Raw genomic sequence first — 16,740 nt, 5'->3', positions numbered from 1 at the left:
CGCGATGTGCCGACATCTGGGCCACGTGGGCCCGCGCCCGGTCACCCTCGCCTCACGGGTGACCGAGCCGCCGCACTCGCTGCTCGTCCAGTCCTACGCCCCCGCCGACATGCGCGGGGGCGGGACGGTGAACGCCGACGGCTTCGGGGTCGGCTGGTACGGCGCGGACGCGAACACCGCGCACTCCTACCGGCAGCCGGTGCCGATGTGGACCGACGCCTCGTTCCTCGACCTCGCGACCGCCGTGTCCTCGACGGCGTTCGTGGCCGCCGTGCGCTCGGCGACGGTCGGGATGCCCGTGTCCACCGGCGCCTGCGCCCCGTTCCGCGACGGCACCCGCGTGTTCAGCCACAACGGCGTCGTCCGCGGCTGGCCCGGCTCGCTGCGCGACCTCGCCGCCGAGCTCGACCCCGAGACGCTCATGACGCTGGAGGCCCCGACCGACTCGGCGGTGCTCTGGGCACTGGTCCGCCGCCGCCTCCACGCCGGCAAGGACCCGGCCGACGCGGTCGCCGACGTCGTGACCCGCGCGCTCGCCGCGGCGCCGGGCTCCCGGCTCAACCTGCTGCTCCTGACGACGGGTCCGGCCGGGGAACCGGTGCTGGTCGCCACCGCGGTGGACCACGCCCTGTCGTGGCGGTCCGATGCCGACGGCGTCACCGTCGCCTCCGAACCGCTCGACGCGGGGGACTGGACCCCGGTCGAGGACCAGCGCCTGCTCGTTGTCCGCGACACCGCGACGGTCGAGGTCTCCGCCCTGTAGCGACCCGCCCGTCCCGCCCTGATTCCCGATGCCGTGAACCAGGCCCTCCACCGCGGTGGGCCGTGACCGATCGGACGTGAACCCCCGCCGTGAGCACGCATGGCACTCTCCCGACCGTCGACGTCCACCTCACCGAGGCGGACGCCGACGCCGCGCTGCGCGCCGACGCGCACCGCGGGCTGACCTCGACGCCGAAGGTCCTGCGTCCGCAGTGGCTCTACGACGCCCGTGGGTCGGAGCTGTTCGAGCAGATCACCGCGCAGCCCGAGTACTACCCCTTCGTCGCCGAGCGCGAGGCCCTCGCGGCGCACGCCGACGAGATCGCCCGCACGGCCGGGGCCGACACGTTCGTCGAGCTCGGGTCGGGCTCGTCGACGAAGAGCACCCTGCTCCTCGACGCGATGTCGCGGACCGGGCTCCTGCGCCACTACGTCCCGGTGGACGTCTCGGCCGCCGCGCTCGAGGACGCCGTGCCGGCGCTGGTCGCGGGCTACCCCGAACTCGACGTGCACGGGGTCGTCGGCGACTTCATCGCCGACCTGCGCAGCATCCCCGCGGTCGGCCGTCGGCTCGTGGTGCTGCTCGGCGGCACCATCGGCAACTTCGAGCCCGACGACCGCCGCGCCTTCCTCACCGCGCTCTCCGAGACGCTCACCAGTGGTGAGCACTTCCTCGTCGGGACCGACCTGGTCAAGGACGAGGACACGCTGGTCGCCGCCTACGACGACCGCGCCGGCGTCACCGCCGCCTTCGAGCTCAACGCGCTCACGGTGCTCAACCGCGTGCTGGGCGCCGACTTCGACCTCGACGGCTTCGACTACGTCGCCGCGTGGGTGCCGCAGTCGAGCCGCATCGAGATGCGGGTCCGCGCCCGCCGTGACATGACGGTCCGGGTCCCGGCGCTGGACCTGACCGTCGAGTTCGCCGCCGGCGAGGAGATGCGCACCGAGATCTCCACCAAGTTCACGCGGGCGGGCATCGCCGCCGAGCTCGACGCGGCCGGGTTCGACGCGGTCGCGTGGCTGCCCGACCCCGGGGAGCGCTTCGGGCTGACCCTGGCGCGCCGCCGGTAGTGGACTGGAACGACCGTTTCGCGGCGTCCGGGGTCGGGCGCCCCGGGCCGCCGTCGGTGCTCGTCGGTCGGGAGGACCTCCTCCCGACGACGGGTGCGGCGCTCGACGTCGCCTGTGGGCGCGGGACGGTGGCGGTGTGGCTCGCCGCGCGCGGCCTCACCGTCGACGCGGTCGACGCCGCCCCGGCCGGGCTCGCGCTCGGCCGCGAGCTCGCCGACGCCGAGGGGGTGTCGGTGCGCTGGATCGAGGCCGACCTCGACGCGGGGCTCCCGGTCGGCGGCCCGTACGACGTCGTCGTCTGCCAGCGCTTCCGTGACCCGGCGCTCCACCCGGCGCTCGCGGGAGTGCTGCGGCCCGGTGGGGTGTTGGTGGTGACGGTGCTGTCGACGGTCGGCGACACCGGCGGACGATTCCGGGCCGCCCCCGGCGAGCTGCGGGCGGCGTTCGGACACCTCGACGTGCTCGTCGACGAGGAGGGTGACGGTGAGGCCCACCTGGTGGCGCGGCTCCGGTGACCTGACCTGGCTGGTCGCGCTCGGCGCGGCGCTCTGGGGCACCGACGCGCTCCTGCGCACCCCGCTGGCCGGCGCGCTGCCCGCGTCGAGCATCGTGTTCTGGGAACACCTGATCATCGTCGTGGTGCTCCTGCCCTGGCTGCCCCGCGCGTGGCGGGCGTTCCGCGCGATGCACCCGCGCGCCCGGGCCGCGATGGTGGTGATCGGGGCCGGCTCCTCCGCCCTGGCGACCGTGCTGTTCACGCTGGCCCTGATGCTGGGCGACCCGATCACCCCGCTGGTGCTGCAGAAGATCCAGCCCCTCGTCGCCGCGCTCGGCGCCGCCTGGCTGCTCGGCGAGCGCCTGCGCCGCGGGTACTGGGCGTACGCGGTGCCGGCCCTGATCGGGGCGTGGCTGCTCGCGTTCGCCGACCCGCTCGACGTCGGGGTCCGCGCCCTGACCGCCGCCCTGCTCGCCGCGGCCGCGGCCGTGCTGTGGGCGGCGGGCACCGTGCTCGGCCGGTACGTGGGCGCCGCCTCGGCCGCCTCGCCGTGGGAGATCACGGTGCTGCGCTTCGCGATCGGACTGCCGGCGGCGCTCGTGGTGCTGCTCGTCGACGGCGGCCCGATCGCGGTGACGGCCGGACAGCTCCCGCCGCTGGTGGCGCTGGCCCTCGTACCGGGCCTGCTCGGACTGGCCCTCTACTACCCGGGGCTGCGCCGCACGCCGGCGGCGCGGGCCACCCTCGCCGAGCTCGCCTTCCCGGTCACCGCCACCGTCCTCGGCGTGACGCTGCTCGGCGGCACGCTCACGGCGACGCAGGTGGTCGGGCTCGTCGTCGTCGCGGTGTCGGTGACCGCGCTCGGGCTGCGCGAACGGTCGCGGCGACCGGTGGTGGCGGCGGTCGGGGTCAGGGCGCCCGGCAGATGACGTCCTGGCCGGGCACCGTGATCGTCTGCGCGGCGACCGTCTGCCCGTCCACCTGGATGCGGCACGACAGCCGCGACCCCGGCGGAACGCCGACCACGCCCGCCTGCAGCTTCGGCGACGGGTCGTAGGGCACCGTCAGCGTCAGCTCGTACGGCAGGCCGCTGAAGTTGACCTGCTGGTTGGAGCCCAGCTCACCGACCATCACGTAGCGGCCGAAGGCCTGCCCGCCGCCGGTCCCGGTCACCGAGAACTGAACGGTGTACTGCCGCGCCGGTGGTGGCGGCGGCGCGGACGAGCACGCGACCGCACCGACCAGGACGACCGATGCCCCGAGCAGCGCTCCCGCCGCCCGGCTCCACCTCGTGCCCAACATGATCCTCCCCGGGTGAGGGCGGCAGCCTAATCCGTGCTACCCCGCGCCCGGCGACCGAGTGGCGGACACGCCCGGCGGCATCCAGCCGAGCACCCCGTCGAGGGCCCGCACCGCCACCGCGCCCGGGACCAGCCGGCCCACGGCGTCCCGGCCCGCCGTCGGGAACGCCCCGGACAGACCCGCGACGAGACCGGCCAGCCGGGCGCGACGGGTGAGGCGCGCCGTGCGCGGCCGGCGGAGGCGGTCGTAGCGCGCCGGGTCGTCCGCGCAGCGCGACAGCACCGCGGCGTCCTCGAGCGCGAGGCACCCGCCCTGACCGAGATTGGGGGTCATCGCGTGCGCCGCGTCCCCGAGGAGCAGGTGCCGACCGCGCACGAAGCGGGGCAGCGGCGGCAGCCACGACAGACCCGCGACGTGCGCCGACCCCGGGTCCGCCGCGGCGAGCAGGCCGGGGATCGGCTCGTGGAGGTCGGCGAGGCGACGGCGCAGCGCGTCGAGGTCGCGGGCGGCCGGCTCGTCCTCGCGCACGACCGCCCAGAGGTTGACGCGACCGTCGCGCAGCGGGGCCACCCCGGCGTAGCAGCCGTCGGCCCAGGTCTCACCGCCCTCGGCCGGCGGGTCCGGGACGTGCGCGGCGAGGCGCCAGGCCACGGTGCCCGTCGAGCGCGGGCGAGAGTGCGGCGCGACCAGCCGCCGCACCACGGATCCGATGCCGTCGGCGCCGACGACGAGGTCGGCGTCGATCACGCCGGGCCGCACGACCGGCGCGCCGGTTCGCACGACGTCGGGCGGGAGCGCGTCGCGGAGGATCGCGAGCAGCCGGGCGCGGGGGAGCACGGTGATCCCGTCCCCGTGGCGCTCGATCATCCGGCGCTGGTCGGTGCGCACGATCCAGCGTCCGCGCCGGTCGCGGATGCCGCCCGCGGCCTGCACGAGACCCTCGTCGCGCACCGCGTCGCCGAGTCCGAGCACGTCGAGGGCCCGCAGGGCGTTCGGCCAGATCGAGATCCCGCCGCCGAGCCGGCTCGCGCTCCCGTCGCCCGGCGCGTCGTCGGCCAGCCGTTCCCGCACCTCGACGTCCCAACCGGCGAGGAGCAGGCCCCGCGCGGCCGCCAGCCCACCGATCCCGCCGCCGACCACCACCGCGCTGCGCACCCGGGGGACGTCCCCGCCCGCGCGGGGTCCGAATCTCAGGCGGCGGTCGGCCCGTCGATCGCGCGGCCGAACACCCCGCGGATCTCGTCGCGCCCGGGAGGCGGTTCGGCCATCGCGACCTGCATCAGCAGGCCGCAGAACAGGCCCGCCAGGACCCGCCCGGTGACGGGGTCGGTCCGGCGGCCGAACACCTCGACGAGCGCGGCGTCCCAGGCCGCGCCCACCGGGCGCAGCGCGGGGCGGTGCAGGGCCGCGACGTAGAGGTCGTACTCGACGACGGTGCTCGTCCGCGCCCCGACGTAGCCCATGACGAGGTCGGTCATCGCGTCGGCGAACCCGACGTCCGGCGCGAGCTGCTCCTCCCACGCCCGGATCGCCCCGATGTTGTCGTCGGCGGCGTGGCGCAGGGCCTCCTGCAGCAGGTCGTCGAGGGTCTGGAAGTGGTAGGTGGTCGAGCCGAGGGGCACGTCCGCGGCGGCGGCCACGGCCCGGTGGGTCAGGCCGTCGACGCCGCGCTCGGCCACCACGGAGATGGCAGCCCGGGCGATGCGTTCCCGACGGCGGGGGTCGGCGCGCGGGCGGGCCCGGGTGCCCCTGGGTGCTTCCGCCATCCGTCGATCGCTCTCCGTCGCCGTGCCGTCCCGGAGATCCTACCGGCGGTCACCTGTCTGTACAGACGTACACGACGGCGCTACGTTCGGGCCCGACCACACGTCGACCGCACATCGATCGCGACAGGAGGACCGTGGGCCAGCTCTTCATCGACGGGACGTGGACCGACGCCGCGGAGGGCGGCACCCGGGAGATCCGTTGCCCGGCGGACGGACGCCTCGTCGGCGAGGTGAGCGAGGCGACCGCGCAGGACACCGAGCGTGCCGTCGGCGTCGCCCGGGCGGCCTTCGACGACGGCCGCTGGTCCACCGTCCCGCCCGCCGAGCGCGGTGCGCTCCTGCTGCGCGTCGCCGACCTGCTCCAGCGCGACAAGGACCGGCTCGCCCGGGCCGAGACGCTCGACACCGGCAAGCGGATCGTCGAGTCCGAGATCGACATGGACGACATCACGAACTGCTTCCGGTGGTTCGGGCACCTCGCCGCCAGCGACGACGGGCGGCTGGTGGAGACCGGCGTGCCGACCGCGCGCAGCAAGGTCGTCCACGAGCCCGTCGGGGTGTGCGGGCTGATCACGCCGTGGAACTACCCGCTGCTGCAGACCGCCTGGAAGGTCGCACCGGCCGTGGGCGCGGGATGCACGTTCGTGCTCAAGCCGAGCGAACTCACCCCGCACACCTCGATCATCCTCATGGAGCTGCTCGCCGAGGCCGGCCTGCCCGACGGCGTGGCCAACCTCGTGCTCGGCGCGGGCGCGACCGCGGGCGGCCCGCTCTCGACCGACCCCCGCATCGACATGGTCAGCTTCACCGGCGGCCTCGCCACCGGCCGCACGATCATGGCCAACGCCGCCGCCACCGTGAAGAAGGTGGCGCTCGAGCTGGGCGGCAAGAACCCGTTCGTCTGCTTCGCCGACGCCGACCACGAGACGGCCGTCGACAACATCCTCACGGGGATCTTCCTGCACTCCGGGCAGGTGTGCTCCGCGGGCGCCCGGCTCGTGGTCGAGGAGTCCGCCCACGACCGCATCGTCGACGACCTCGTCGAGCGCGCGCAGCGCATCGTGCTCGGCGGACCCGACGACCCCGGCACCGAGACCGGCCCCCTCATCTCGGCCGCGCACCGCGAGAAGGTCGAGGCCTACGTGGCCCGCGGCGTGGAGGAGGGCGCGGTGCTGCGCTGCGGCGGCGCACGGCCCACCGACGAGCGCCTCGCGGACGGCTTCTACTACCCGCCCACGATCCTCGACCGCTGCACCCAGGACATGTCGGTGGTCCACGACGAGTCGTTCGGGCCGGTCCTGACCGTCGAGACCTTCACCGACCTCGACGACGCCGTCCGCATCGCCAACGACACCGAGTACGGCCTCGCGGGCGCGGTGTTCTCCGCCGACCACGGGGTCTGCGAGGAGGTCGCGGGGCGGCTGCGCCACGGCACGGTGTGGATCAACGACTTCGGCCCGTACGTGCCGGCCGCGGAGTGGGGCGGGTTCGGCCACTCCGGCGTCGGGCGCGAGCTGGGCCGCGCCGGCTTCGCGGAGTACCAGGAGACCAAGCACATCTGGACCAACACCCGGCCAGGGCCGACCGGGTGGTTCCCCTCCTCCACACCCGGGAGTGGTTCGTGAGCGCGACCAACGACCAGGACAGCTCGGACATCACCGAGTTCGGCTACAAACCCAGCCTCGTCCGCTCGCTCGGCAGCTTCCACACGTTCGCGGCGGGGATCAGCTACATCTCGATCCTCACCGGGACGTTCCAGCTCTTCTACTTCGGGCTGGGCTCCGGCGGGCCGGCGTACTGGTGGTCGTGGCCGCTGGTGTTCGTCGGCCAGCTGATGGTCGCCCTGTGCTTCTGCGAGCTGGCGGCGCGGTTCCCGGTGGCGGGCTCGATCTACAACTGGACCAAGCGTCTCTCCAGCCCGCACACCGCGTGGCTCGCCGGCTGGACCATGCTCACGGCCTCGATCGTCTCGATCGCCGCCGTCGCGCTCGCGCTGCAGGCGACGCTGCCCGAGCTCTGGTCGGGATTCCAGTTCATCCCCATGTCGGGCGACGACGACACCGGGGCGCAGGCGCTCAACGGCGTCATCCTCGCCGCGCTGCTCATCGTGTTCACGACCGCGGTCAACGCGTTCGGCACGAAGCTCATGGCCCAGATCAACGCCGCCGGTGTGTTCATCGAGCTCATCGCCGCCGTGCTGCTCATCGTCCTGCTGGCGATCAACATCGTGCGCGGGCCGCAGATCGTGTTCGACACCGGCGGCATCGACGCGTCGGGCCGCCCGCTCGGCTACGCCGGCGCCTTCCTCGTCGCGATGTTTGCCTCGCTCTACGTCATGTACGGGTTCGACACCGCGTCCTCGCTGGCCGAGGAGTCCCACGACCCGCGCCGCAACGCCCCGAAGGCGATCCTGCGGGCGCTGTTCTTCTCGTTCCTGCTCGGCGGGCTCATCCTGCTGTTCGCGCTGATGTCGGCGCCCGACCTCGCCGACCCGGCGTTCAGCTCGCTGGGCGGACTGCAGGCCCTGATCCTCGCCGTGCTCGGTCCGGTCGGCGGCTCGGTCATCCTCGTCGCGGTCGTCATCGCCGTGGTGGTCTGCGCCCTCGCCGTGCACGCCGCCGCGATCCGCCTGGCCTTCGCGATGAGCCGGGACAACAACCTGCCCGCCGGCTCGACGCTGTGCACGATCTCGCCGCGCTTCGGCACCCCCGTCGTCGCCTCGGTGGCGATCGGGGTCATCGCGGTCGTGCTCCTGTTCGTGACCTTCAGCCCGCAGATCTACACCGTGGTCACCTCGATCGCGATCATCATGATCTACACCGCATACCTGCTGGTCACGGTGCCGCTGCTGGTCAAGCGCCTGCGCGGGCAGTGGGAGCCGCGCGAGGGCGCGTTCTCCCTCGGGCGCTGGGGCGTGCCGGTCAACGTCCTCGCCGTGCTCTGGGGCGGGTTCATGACGGTGAACCTCGCGTGGCCGCGCAACGAGGTCTACAACGCCACCGAGCCCTTCCACTGGTACCTGCAGTGGGGCGGGGTGCTGCTGCCCGGGGTGATCCTCGGCGTCGGCTTCGTCTACTACTGGACCGTCCAGCGTCACAAGACCGGGGTCGTCGCCGCGCACGCGCGCGAGGCGGACCCCGCCACGTCCGACACCACCACGCCCGCCGTCGGGGAGGCCTGATCCCAGTGCAGACTGAGTTCGACTACGTCATCGTCGGCGGCGGTACCGCCGGCTGCGCCGTGGCCGCGCGGCTCTCCGAGGACGCCGACGTGAGCGTGGCGCTGATCGAGGCGGGGCCCTCCGACGTCGGCGACGACGCCATCCTCGACCTCTCGCGCTGGATGGAGCTCCTCGAGTCCGGCTACGACTGGGACTACCCCATCGAGCCCCAGGAGTCGGGCAACTCCTGGATGCGCCACGCGCGCGCCAAGGTGCTGGGCGGCTGCTCCTCGCACAACTCGGCCATCGCGTTCTGGGCACCGCGGGAGAACCTCGACGACTGGGCGGCCTCCGGCGCCACCGGCTGGTCGGCGGACGAGTGCTACCCCTTCTACCGCAAGCTCGAGACCGCCCTGGACACGATCGACGAGGCCGAGGCGCCCGGGCGCGGCACCGACGGCCCGGTGACCATCCGCACCGTGGGCGACCTCGACCCGTGCGGCGAGGCACTGCTGACCGCGTGCGAGCAGGTCGGGCTGCCGACCACGCCGTTCAACACCGGCCGCACCGTGGTGCGCGGCGCCAACTGGTTCCAGGTCAACGCCAACCCGGACGGCACGCGGTCCTCGGCGTCGACCGCCTACATCCACCCGAACCTCGGTCGCCCCAACCTCACGGTGCTGACGGGGTACCGGGCGGAGAAGCTCACCGTCGACACGTCCGGGCCCCGCCCGCGCATCACCGGGGCGCGCCTGCGCACGCCCGACCAGCGCCGCGCGGTCGAGGTGACCGCACGCCGCGAGACCGTGCTCTCCGCCGGCGCCATCGACGGCCCGAAGCTGCTGATGCTCTCCGGGATCGGCCCGGCCGAGCACCTGCGCGAGGTCGGCATCGAGGTGCTCGTCGACGCGCCGGGCGTGGGGGAGAACCTCCAGGACCACCCCGAGGGCCTCGTGCAGTGGGAGGCCCTGCAGCCGATGCCCACGGCGTCGACGCAGTGGTGGCAGATCGGCATCTTCGCCGGCTCCGAGGGGCGGGCCACGCCGGACCTGATGTTCCACTACGGCTCGGTGCCGTTCGACCTCAACATCGTCCGGTACGGCTACCCGACCGCGGAGAACACCTTCTGCCTCACGCCGAACGTGACGGGGGCGCAGTCGAAGGGCACGGTGCGGCTGTCGTCGCGGGACTTCCACGACAAGCCCAAGGTCGACCCGCGCTACTTCACCCACGAGCACGACCGCGAGGTGATGATCCGCGGCATCCGCGTGGCCCGGGAGATCGCGGCCGCGCCGGCACTGGAGGAGTGGGTGGGCAAGGAGCTGGCGCCGGGGGAGCAGGACTCCACCGACGAGGAGCTCTTCGAGTACATCCGCAAGACCCACAACACCGTCTACCACCCCTCCTGCACGGTGAAGATGGGCGCGGAGGACGACCGCATGGCGCCGGTGACCCCGACCCTGCAGGTCAAGGGGGTCGACGGCCTGCGGGTGGCGGACGGCTCGGTGATGCCGGACCTGATCACCGTGAACCCCTGCATCACCACGATGATGATCGGCGAGCGCTGCGCCGACTTCATCCGCCGCGGGGTGTGAGACCGCGGATGTGAGTCTGCGGGGGTAGGTCCGCCCCGCGGCCCCGGCCGGACCCGGGTGCGCAGCGCCGACGACGTGCTGCCACCCGGCTCCGCCGACCTGGTGGTGCGCCGCGGCCGACGGAAGCACCGCTTCGCCCCGGACGGCCTCTCCGTGCTCGACGAACCCGAGGCCGCGCTCTCGCCACAGGGTGCGATGGCCGCCCTCGCGCGCGTCCACCTCCTCGCGCGGCAGGGCTCCCAGTTCGTCGTCGCCACCCACTCGCCGATCCTGCTGGCCGTGCCCGGCGCGCGGATCCTCGAGGTCGGCGACGACGGGACCCGGCGGCCGGTGGACGTCGACGGGGCGATGCCGGTGGCGCTCATCCGCAGCTTCCTCGCCGACCCCGCCCGCTGCGTCGCCGAACTCGTCGAGGGCCCCGACGACGACCGGGCCACACCCGACGGCAGGTCGGGACGCCGGTGAGCGTCGGTCCGCCCGGGCCGCTGGATCGTCCCCGTCGGCCGCGAGCCGACGGAGCGCTCCGCCGAGGAGCTCCCGCGGCCGGTCGACGAGCTCGCGCACCTGTTCGGGCGTCGCCGGGCCCCCGAGCCGCGCGACCAGCCGCACCTCGACCGGCGGGGCCACCGCCGCTGCGGCGTCCAGCTCGGCGGCGAGCCACGGCTCCTCCGTCAGGCGGCTCCAGCCCGTGGGGGAGAGGACCGCCGCCGCGACGTCGTACGCCACGTCCACGAGGTCCTGCGCCGAGCCGGTCCGGGCGACGTGGAGCAGCAGGCGCTCGACCTCGGCCGTGGGACGGCCCTCCGCCGCGACGGCGCGCAGGGTGGACGCGATCACCACTGCGGCGCTCGATTCGAACACCAGTTCGTCCATGTCGCGACCGTAGCGCGACCCCCCGACAGTCTCGGCGGACGAGCGGTCAGCAGTCCCGGCTCGCGCCCGCGATCGCCGGCATCCCACCGGGGGGCGCCGTCGGATCGGCCTCACCGGAACCGGACAGGACCGTGACCGGACCGCTCGCGGTCCCCACGACCAGCTCGTCCACGTCCGGATCGCGGAACCGCGCGTCCAGCCACGTGACCCGCACCGTCCGCGGGCCGGCCCACGCCACCGTGACGCCCGCGGCCGACGCCGAGCGCCTGGCACCCACCACGCGCAGCACCGGCCGGTCGGAGGCGGGGCACCCCGCGACGGGCAGGTCGAGGACGTAGCCGAAGGGACTCCCCGCGCCGGCCGAACTCTGCACCACCACCGCGTCGAGCGCCCCGTCCGGCGCGGCCACCCGCGCCACCTCGATCCGCTCCACGTCCGGGGCGCACGCGCCCAGCACGAGGAGCGTGAGCACCAGGAGAACGGGTCTCACGGGCGGACCAGCACCCGGACGTCGGCCGCGACGGCGACGGCTTCGAGGAGCATCCGGAGGCGGTTGCGCCGGTACCAGCGCGCGACGGCCGCGTCGCGATCCACGGCGCCCCGACGCAGCGGGAGCACCACCGTCCGGACGAGCGTCGCGGTCACCCCGAGGGCCGCCGCCGTCGACACCGCCGACACCACCTGCGCGGGCCGTCGCGGTCCCAGCACCGTGGCCCCCACGGTCGCCACGACGGTCGGCGGACCCGCGAGCGCGTAGAAGAAGGGCGGCCGCCCCGGCGTGAGCACCGCGGGCGGCGGGTCGTCGGCCCACCGCTCGACCGACCCCACGGCGGCCTCGATGCCGTTGGCCACCAGCCAGGACGCCCGACCCAGCAGACCTGTCGTCACGAGGACCCGGAACACGCACCGATCCTGGCCGGACCGGCGACGGGCGGCACGAGTTAGGGTAGCCTCACCTCGCCGATCGAGGAGGGGTATGACCACCGAGGCCACCCGGACCAGCACGCCGTACGCGCTCCGCCACGCCGAGGTGCGCGATGCCCGACGACTCACCCCCGCGGTCGTGCGCGTGACGCTGGGCGGTCCCGACCTCGCCGACCTGCCGCAGGCCGCGCCCGACGGCTACCTCAAGCTGTTCTTCCCGCTCGTGCGCGGCGAGGTCCCGACGCTGCCCGCGGTCCCCGCCGACGGCGACATCGGGCGCTGGTACCGCACCTACCTCGCCATGCCCGACGGCGAGCGGCCGCCGATGCGCACGTACACGCTGCGCCGACGGCGCGACCACCCCGACGGCGTGGAGATCGACGTCGACCTCGTGCTGCACGGCGACGGTCCCGGCTCGACCTGGGCCCGCGACGCGGCCCCCGGCGACCGGCTCGCGTTCACCGGCCCGTACGGCCTGTACGCGCCGCGCCCCGAGCACGACGCCGTGCTCCTCGTCGGCGACGAGACCGCCGTGCCGGCGATGGGCGCGATCGTCGAGTCCCTGCCCGCGGGCACCCGCGCCGAGGTCGTCGCGGCGGTCTCCTCCGGCGCCGAGGCCACCGCCTTCCCGACGGCGGGTCGGGTCGGGGTGAGCTGGGTCCACGGCGGTCCGACGCTGCTCGACGTGGTCGCGCAGACCGACCTCCCGGGCGAGCGGCCGTACGTCTGGCTCGCCGGCGAGGCCGGCACCGTGCGGGAGCTGCGCCGCCACCTCACCCGCGAGCGGGGTGTGGACCGCCGCGACATCCAGTTCTGCGGCTACTGGCGGCGCGGGAAGAGCGAGGAACAGGCCGCGGCGGAGGCGATGGCCGCCGCGGAGCGGGGCGAGGAACCGGCCGAGTGAGCCGCGTGTCAAGGTGACCCCCGTGCGCGAGCTGCTCTGGTCGACCTTCCTGCCCTGGGCCCGGATCCCCGGCACGCCGTCGTACCGCGCGGTCGAGGCCCCCGCCGACCTCCCCGGCTACCAGCCCTACGCCGGGGACCACGAACTCCCGGGTGCCACGATCGACGACACCCGGTCGCGTCGGGTCTACGCCCGCATCCTCGCCGCCGAGCCCGAGCGGGTCGCCGAGGCGGCCGCCCTGCTCGACCGGCTCGGTATCGGACACGACGCGGACGCCGAGGCCTGGCACGCGGTCGGCGCCTGGTTCGCCGCCCGCGAGCCGGACGCGGCGACGCCCTCGCTCGCCCTCGACCTGGGGCTGCTCCTCGGGCGCCGCATCGTCGACGCCCGCGAGGGGGCCCGCTGGGACGCCGACGCGGACAGCGTGCAGGCCTACCCGCAGGTCGTCCTCGGCGCGACGGTCATCGCGCTCCCGCTGCAGGCCGTGGAGGGGCACGCCGATCTCGGCGAGGTCCTGACGACGGGTCTCGAGGCCACCGAGCACGACGCCGCGGCGGAGTTCACCGCCTGGCTCGACGAGGCCCTCGCCGAGCACGACGGCCCGCTCGACGACGACGAGATCGCCTGGATGCTCTCCGAGTGCGGCCTCGAGGAGCTGCCGGAGGCAGCCCGGGAGAAGCTGGCGGTTCGCGCCGGGGCCGGCACCGACCCGTCGTCGGGAACGGCCTCCTAGAACGACGAACGGGCGGCGCTCCTCGTGGAGGAGCACCGCCCGTCGGGTCGGACGATCAGCCGAGCATCTTGCGGAGCACGAACGGCAGGATCCCGCCGTTGAGGTAGTACTGCGCCTCTCCGGGGGTGTCGATGCGCAGACGCGCGTCGAACTCGATCGGGTCCGAGTCACCCGTCGCCGTGACGTGCACGGTCTCGGGGACGCCGCCCTCGTTGAGCTTCTCGACGCCGGTGATCTCGAAGGTCTCCGTGCCGGTGAGGCCCAGCGAGTCGGCGTTCTCGCCCTGCGGGAACTGCAGCGGCAGGACGCCCATCCCGACGAGGTTCGAGCGGTGGATGCGCTCGTAGGACTCGGCGATGACGGCCTTGACGCCCAGCAGCGTCGTGCCCTTGGCCGCCCAGTCGCGCGACGAGCCGGAGCCGTACTCCTTGCCCGCGAGCACCACCAGCGGGGTCCCCTGCTCGGCGTAGTGCTGCGCCGCGTCGTACACCGCGGCCTGCTTGCCGCCGTCGGTGTAGTCGGCGGTGTAGCCGCCCTGGTCGAGCGACCCGCCGTCGCCGGTGGGCAGGAGGTTGCGCAGCCGGATGTTGGCGAACGTGCCGCGGATCATCACCTCGTGGTTCCCGCGCCGGGAGCCGTAGGAGTTGAAGTCCTTGCGGTCGACGCCGTGCTCCTGCAGGTAGCGCCCGGCGGGGGAGTCGGCCTTGATGGAGCCGGCGGGGGAGATGTGGTCGGTGGTGACCGAGTCGCCCAGCTTCAGCAGCACGCGGGCACCGGAGATGTCCGAGACGGCCGACGGCTCCCGGTCCATGCCCTCGAAGTACGGGGGCTTCCGGACGTAGGTGGAGTCCTCGTCCCAGGTGAAGGTCTCGCCCTCGGGGGTGGGCAGCGAGGTCCAGCGCTCGTCACCGGCGAACACCTCGGCGTAGCGCGAGGTGAACTGCTCGGCGGACAGCGAGGACTCGATGACCTCCTGGATCTCCTGCGGCGACGGCCAGATGTCGGCCAGCGTCACTGGGCTGCCCTGGGCGTCGTGGCCCAGCGGTTCGGTGGCGAGGTCGAGGTCCATCGTCCCGGCGAGCGCGTAGGCGACCACCAGCGGCGGGCTGGCCAGGTAGTTCATCTTGACGTCGGGGTTGATGCGGCCCTCGAAGTTCCGGTTGCCGGAGAGGACCGCGGTGACCGCGAGGTCGTTGTCGTTGATCGCCGCGCTGATCTCCTCGGGCAGCGGGCCCGAGTTGCCGATGCAGGTGGTGCAGCCGTAGCCGACGAGGTTGAAGCCCAGCTTCTCCAGGTAGGGGAGCAGGCCCGAGCGCTCGTAGTAGTCCATGACGACCTTGGACCCCGGTGCGAGGGAGGTCTTCACCCACGGCCGGCGCTCGAGGCCCTTGTCGACGGCGTTCCGCGCGAGCAGGGCCGCGCCGATCATCACCGACGGGTTCGAGGTGTTGGTGCACGAGGTGATCGCGGCAATCGTGACGGCACCGTGGTCGAGCTCGAGCTGCGTGCCGTCCTCGAGGGTGACCGGCACCGGGTTCGTCGGCCGGCCGTCCGGGTCGGCCGGCTGCCGGTGCACGTTCGGACGGTCGTCCTCGTCGTTCAGCTCGTTGGGCGGGTCGGAGGCCGGGAAGGACTCGGCGTCGGACTGCTCCGACTGCGAGCTCGGGGCCCCGTTGCCGTCCTCGACGTAGTCGGGCAGCGACGCGCGGAACGACTCCTTCGCGGCGTCGAGCTGGATGCGGTCCTGCGGGCGCTTCGGGCCGGCGATGCTCGGGACGACCGTCGAGAGGTCGAGCGAGAGCGTCTCGGAGTAGTCGGCCTCGTGCTCCGGGTCGTGCCAGAGGCCCTGCTCCTTCGTGTAGGCCTCGACGAGCTTGACCTGCTCCTCGTCGCGCCCGGTGAAGCGCAGGTAGTTCAGCGTCTCGTCGTCGATCGGGAAGATCGCGCAGGTGGAGCCGAACTCGGGGCTCATGTTGCCGATCGTGGCGCGGTTGGCCAGCGGCACGGCGCCGACACCCTCGCCGTAGAACTCGACGAACTTCCCGACGACGCCGTGCTCGCGGAGCATCTCGGTGATCGTCAGGACGAGGTCGGTGGCGGTGGCGCCCGCGGGCAGCTCGCCGGAGAGCTGGAAGCCCACGACCTTGGGGATGAGCATCGAGACGGGCTGGCCGAGCATGGCCGCCTCGGCCTCGATGCCGCCGACGCCCCAGCCCAGCACGCCCAGGCCGTTGACCATCGTGGTGTGCGAGTCGGTGCCGACGAGGGTGTCGGGGTAGGCCTGGCCGTTGCGGATCATGACCACGCGCGCCAGGTGCTCGATGTTGACCTGGTGGACGATGCCGGTGCCGGGCGGGACGACCTTGAACTCGTTGAAGGCGGTCTGGCCCCAGCGCAGGAACTTGTAGCGCTCCTCGTTGCGCTGGTACTCCAGCTCCACGTTCTTCTCGAACGCGTCCGGGGTGCCGAACAGGTCCGCGACCACCGAGTGGTCGATGACCAGCTCGGCCGGGGCCAGCGGGTTGACGCTGTTCGCGTCGCCGCCGAGCTCGGTCACGGCCTCACGCATGGTCGCGAGGTCGACGATGCAGGGGACGCCGGTGAAGTCCTGCATCACCACGCGGCCCGGCACGTACTGGATCTCGGTGTCCGGCTCGGCCTGCGGGTCCCAGTGCGCCAGGGCGTTGATGGAGTCCTGGGTGGTGACCAGTCCGTCCTCGGTGCGGAGCAGGTTCTCGAGGAGGACCTTGAGGCTGAACGGCAGACGCTCGGCGCCCTCGACCGCACTCAGCCGGAAGATCTCGTACGAGGTGCCGTCGACCTCGAGCGTCCCCCTGGCGCCGAAACTGTCGACGCTTCCGCTGGCCTCTTCGCTCACGCCTTGTCCTCCTCGTTCCCGAGGGCCCGTGGTGGGGGCCCGTCGGTGCTGGCTGCTCTGGCGGCCGGTCCGCGGATGTGGTGCCCAGCGGCGCGGCTGCACAGTCCTGGTCGCCGGTGGGGTCGGCGGCCGCTCGGGAGGGCCGCGTCGATACCCCTCGCGCGGGGAGTCTCGCGCACGCCCCCGGACGGCGCACCCGCACCCCCGGACCTGCTGGGATCCAGGTTACGACGATCACGTCGGACGGGTGGGGTGCCGCCGCTCACGCGGCCG

Annotated in this window: 16 protein-coding genes; 10 read left to right on the top strand and 6 right to left on the bottom strand. The window is 73.8% G+C overall.

Annotated features, from left to right (window positions below; translation table 11 throughout):
- Window positions 1–4 precede the first annotated feature (4 nt).
- The 4 genes from egtC (at window position 5) to LN037_RS10580 (ending at window position 3,261) form a co-directional block, all read left to right on the top strand.
- Window positions 5–763, top strand: a complete 759-nt coding sequence (gene egtC / locus LN037_RS10595; protein ID WP_230751896.1) for an ergothioneine biosynthesis protein EgtC — start codon at window positions 5–7, stop codon at window positions 761–763.
- A gap of 89 nt (window positions 764–852) precedes the next feature.
- On the top strand, window positions 853–1,836 hold the full coding sequence (gene egtD, locus LN037_RS10590; RefSeq protein ID WP_230751895.1) for an L-histidine N(alpha)-methyltransferase: 984 nt from the start codon (window positions 853–855) through the stop codon (window positions 1,834–1,836).
- Window positions 1,836–2,351 carry a class I SAM-dependent methyltransferase gene (locus LN037_RS10585; protein ID WP_230751894.1) on the top strand — a complete coding sequence of 172 codons (516 nt, stop codon included), beginning with the start codon at window positions 1,836–1,838 and terminating at the stop codon, window positions 2,349–2,351. The genes egtD and LN037_RS10585 overlap by 1 nt, the downstream gene beginning before the upstream one ends.
- On the top strand, window positions 2,314–3,261 hold the full coding sequence (locus LN037_RS10580; RefSeq protein ID WP_230751893.1) for a DMT family transporter: 948 nt from the start codon (window positions 2,314–2,316) through the stop codon (window positions 3,259–3,261). Before LN037_RS10585 ends, LN037_RS10580 begins: the two co-directional genes overlap by 38 nt.
- On the opposite strand, the gene LN037_RS10575 is transcribed toward LN037_RS10580, so the two are convergent.
- Genes LN037_RS10575 through LN037_RS10565 form a run of 3 tightly spaced genes read right to left on the bottom strand, consistent with a single transcriptional unit; the run spans window position 3,242 to window position 5,400 of the window.
- Entirely contained in the window at window positions 3,242–3,634 is a 393-nt protein-coding gene (locus LN037_RS10575) for a hypothetical protein (protein WP_230751892.1), read from the bottom strand. The genes LN037_RS10580 and LN037_RS10575 overlap by 20 nt on opposite strands.
- A gap of 36 nt (window positions 3,635–3,670) precedes the next feature.
- Window positions 3,671–4,789 carry an FAD-dependent monooxygenase gene (locus tag LN037_RS10570; protein ID WP_230751891.1) on the bottom strand — a complete coding sequence of 373 codons (1,119 nt, stop codon included), beginning with the start codon at window positions 4,787–4,789 and terminating at the stop codon, window positions 3,671–3,673.
- A gap of 35 nt (window positions 4,790–4,824) precedes the next feature.
- A complete protein-coding gene (locus tag LN037_RS10565; RefSeq protein ID WP_230751890.1) occupies window positions 4,825–5,400 on the bottom strand; it encodes a TetR/AcrR family transcriptional regulator in 576 nt (191 codons plus the stop codon).
- Window positions 5,401–5,534: 134 nt separating this feature from the next.
- On the opposite strand from LN037_RS10565, the gene LN037_RS10560 reads away from it, so the two are divergent.
- From LN037_RS10560 to LN037_RS10545, 4 genes are read left to right on the top strand one after another with little or no spacing between them, the layout of a single operon-like run.
- A complete protein-coding gene (locus tag LN037_RS10560; protein ID WP_230751889.1) occupies window positions 5,535–7,025 on the top strand; it encodes an aldehyde dehydrogenase family protein in 1,491 nt (496 codons plus the stop codon).
- Complete coding sequence (locus LN037_RS10555; RefSeq protein ID WP_230751888.1) at window positions 7,022–8,581, top strand: APC family permease; 1,560 nt, start codon at window positions 7,022–7,024, stop codon at window positions 8,579–8,581. The genes LN037_RS10560 and LN037_RS10555 overlap by 4 nt, the downstream gene beginning before the upstream one ends.
- 5 nt (window positions 8,582–8,586) lie before the next feature.
- Window positions 8,587–10,155, top strand: coding sequence for a GMC family oxidoreductase (locus LN037_RS10550; RefSeq protein ID WP_230751887.1), 1,569 nt, complete (start codon window positions 8,587–8,589; stop codon window positions 10,153–10,155).
- Between the two features lie 57 nt (window positions 10,156–10,212).
- Entirely contained in the window at window positions 10,213–10,620 is a 408-nt protein-coding gene (locus LN037_RS10545; RefSeq protein ID WP_230751886.1) for an AAA family ATPase, read from the top strand.
- 454 nt (window positions 10,621–11,074) lie between these two features.
- On the opposite strand, the gene LN037_RS10540 is transcribed toward LN037_RS10545, so the two are convergent.
- Together LN037_RS10540 and LN037_RS10535 are read right to left on the bottom strand one after the other, a co-directional pair.
- Window positions 11,075–11,518, bottom strand: a complete 444-nt coding sequence (locus tag LN037_RS10540; protein WP_230751885.1) for a hypothetical protein — start codon at window positions 11,516–11,518, stop codon at window positions 11,075–11,077.
- Entirely contained in the window at window positions 11,515–11,931 is a 417-nt protein-coding gene (locus tag LN037_RS10535; RefSeq protein ID WP_230751884.1) for a hypothetical protein, read from the bottom strand. The genes LN037_RS10540 and LN037_RS10535 overlap by 4 nt, the downstream gene beginning before the upstream one ends.
- Window positions 11,932–12,004: 73 nt before the next feature.
- Between LN037_RS10535 and LN037_RS10530 the strand changes: the two genes are divergently transcribed.
- Window positions 12,005–12,856: a siderophore-interacting protein gene (locus LN037_RS10530; protein ID WP_230751883.1), complete on the top strand. Its 852-nt coding sequence runs from the start codon at window positions 12,005–12,007 to the stop codon at window positions 12,854–12,856.
- A 22-nt stretch (window positions 12,857–12,878) separates the two neighbouring features.
- Window positions 12,879–13,589: a hypothetical protein gene (locus tag LN037_RS10525; protein WP_230751882.1), complete on the top strand. Its 711-nt coding sequence runs from the start codon at window positions 12,879–12,881 to the stop codon at window positions 13,587–13,589.
- A gap of 55 nt (window positions 13,590–13,644) precedes the next feature.
- Here the strand turns inward: LN037_RS10525 and LN037_RS10520 are convergent, their stop codons facing one another.
- On the bottom strand, window positions 13,645–16,467 hold the full coding sequence (locus tag LN037_RS10520; protein ID WP_230751881.1) for an aconitate hydratase: 2,823 nt from the start codon (window positions 16,465–16,467) through the stop codon (window positions 13,645–13,647).
- Window positions 16,468–16,740 lie beyond the last annotated feature (273 nt).

This window comes from Actinomycetospora soli (genome assembly GCF_021026295.1).
GTDB lineage: Bacteria > Actinomycetota > Actinomycetes > Mycobacteriales > Pseudonocardiaceae > Actinomycetospora > Actinomycetospora soli.
The sequence above is the reverse complement of the archived record's forward strand: the minus strand, read 5'-3'. Positions and strand labels throughout refer to the sequence as shown.

What these genes read in the sequence shown, in the direction of transcription:
- LN037_RS10565 (WP_230751890.1), bottom strand. Translation starts at nt 5,400, where the DNA reads ATGGCGGAAGCACCCAGGGGCACCCGGGCCCGCCCGCGCGCCGACCCC.
- egtC (WP_230751896.1), top strand. Translation starts at nt 5, where the DNA reads ATGTGCCGACATCTGGGCCACGTGGGCCCGCGCCCGGTCACCCTCGCC.
- LN037_RS10575 (WP_230751892.1), bottom strand. Translation starts at nt 3,634, where the DNA reads ATGTTGGGCACGAGGTGGAGCCGGGCGGCGGGAGCGCTGCTCGGGGCA.
- LN037_RS10530 (WP_230751883.1), top strand. Translation starts at nt 12,005, where the DNA reads ATGACCACCGAGGCCACCCGGACCAGCACGCCGTACGCGCTCCGCCAC.